The sequence below is a fragment of the Aestuariivirga sp. genome, assembly GCF_037139295.1.
In the GTDB taxonomy this organism is placed as follows: domain Bacteria; phylum Pseudomonadota; class Alphaproteobacteria; order Rhizobiales; family Aestuariivirgaceae; genus Aestuariivirga.
Genome location: NZ_JBAXGR010000297.1, coordinates 1 through 1723 on the forward strand (window position 1 = coordinate 1; position 1723 = coordinate 1723).

Consider the following 1723-nt stretch of genomic DNA (forward strand, 5'->3'; position numbering starts at 1 on the left):
GCGAAGCCGCCGACTACGCAGCCTCCAAGGGTATCAGGCTCGCTGTCGAACCGCTTAACCGTTTCGAGACCGACCTCGTCAACACGGTAGAGCAGGGGGTCGATCTGGTCAGCCGTATCGGGCGCGATAATGTGGGACTGCTGCTCGACACCTTCCACATGAATATCGAGGAACATTCGGTACCGGATGCCCTCCGGCGCGCCGGCAAACGCGTCTTCCATTTTCATGCCTGCGCCAATGACCGCGGCATACCCGGGCGAGATCATTTACCGTGGGCAGAGATCAAACTGGCGTTGGCCGACATCGGCTACGGTGGGCCTTGGGTAATCGAGGCGTTCAACCCTGAAATCAGAGAAATCGCCCGCGCGGTATCGCTTTGGAGGCCGTTGGCCGACAATCAGGATGACATCGGGCGCGTAGGTCTGGCATTTCTCAAGTCCGTCGCCGGCAAACAGGCAATCTGATAGTTGGGGAGATGCATTGAGACATAATTGACTTACATCAAAGCATCATCGCCACTTTATCAGGAGAACCCCCAAGTTATGGCCACATTGAAGGACGTTGCAGAACTTGCCGGCGTATCCACGGCCACAGTATCCTTGGCCCTCAACGATGGCCCGGTAAACGCTGAAACGCGCATCAGAGTAATTGAGGAAGCGCGCCACATCAACTATGTGCCCAATGCCATCGGCCGCCCCCTGATCACCGGCCGGACGCGCACCATTCAGCTTCTGACGCTGACTTCGGACCTGCACACCGATACAGTGCGCAAGACATCTTTGTTCTACTACATTCTCGAGGGTGTGCTTTCGGTAGCCAGCGAGCGTAATTATAGTGTGCGCTTCGACGTCAAGAGCCACGAGGATCCCGGGCTCACCGAATATATCGAGCGGCTGGTGGGCGGCGGGGCTGTCGACGGCATCGCCATCATCCCGCAGTTCCACCGCACCAACGACTTCATGCAGGTGATTATCCGCGATGGGTTTCCTTACATGCTGCTGCAGTCCGAATGTTTCGGGCCCGACAAACATTTCGTTGACATGGGAAACTATGCCGGGGCGTTTATGGTTGCCGAACTTTTTGCAACGGCGGGCGCCAAGGAGCTGGCGTTCATCAATGGCCCGAAAATGCACGTGGATTCAATCGAGCGCGAGCGCGGCTTCAGTGATCGTATCGCCATCGCCAACCCGGATTCGCTAAGAGTCTGGTACGGCGATTTCACGATCCAGGGCGGCTACACAGGCATGTCGGAACTGCTCCGGCAGGGGCGTCCGGATTCGGTATTCTGTGGCAATGACTATATGGCTGCGGGCGCCATCAGGCGGCTCCTCGAGGCCGGCATTCGCGTACCTGGCGATGTGTCGGTGGTCGGCTATGACGACAACGACATCTGCACCGGCGTTTTTCCGCCGTTGACCAGTGTCAACAACCGCTTCTTCGAGCTTGGCAATGCCCTTGCCGAGGGCCTTCTGGCGCAGATCGCTGACCAGACGGTGGTGTGGCGGAAAACATTCACGCCGTTCCTCGTTGAAAGGCAATCGCATCGCCAGGCTTTGCGGGCGGGTACTGGCCACGGAACCAGTCAATTCATCGATCTTTAGCGGACAGAGGGCAAACGTCAGTGTTCGGATAAAAAAGTCTGCCGATATTCATCAGCTCTGGCGGCGTCAGCGAATGCCATAAGACCTGATAGGTTTCGTTTACAATGGGCTCATTCTCAAGG

The 1723-nt window shown here is 57.2% G+C and carries 2 protein-coding genes; both read left to right on the plus strand.

Annotation, left to right across the window (positions count from 1 at the left end):
- Window positions 1–464 (plus strand): sugar phosphate isomerase/epimerase family protein (locus WCJ41_RS22075; protein WP_336907982.1); only part of this gene is annotated, 464 nt, incomplete at its 5' end.
- Between the two features lie 27 nt (window positions 465–491).
- The gene (locus tag WCJ41_RS22080) at window positions 492–1601 is read left to right on the plus strand and encodes a LacI family DNA-binding transcriptional regulator (RefSeq protein ID WP_336907983.1); all 1110 of its coding nucleotides are present in this window, start codon (window positions 492–494) and stop codon (window positions 1599–1601) included.
- The last annotated feature ends 122 nt before the right edge of the window (window positions 1602–1723 follow it).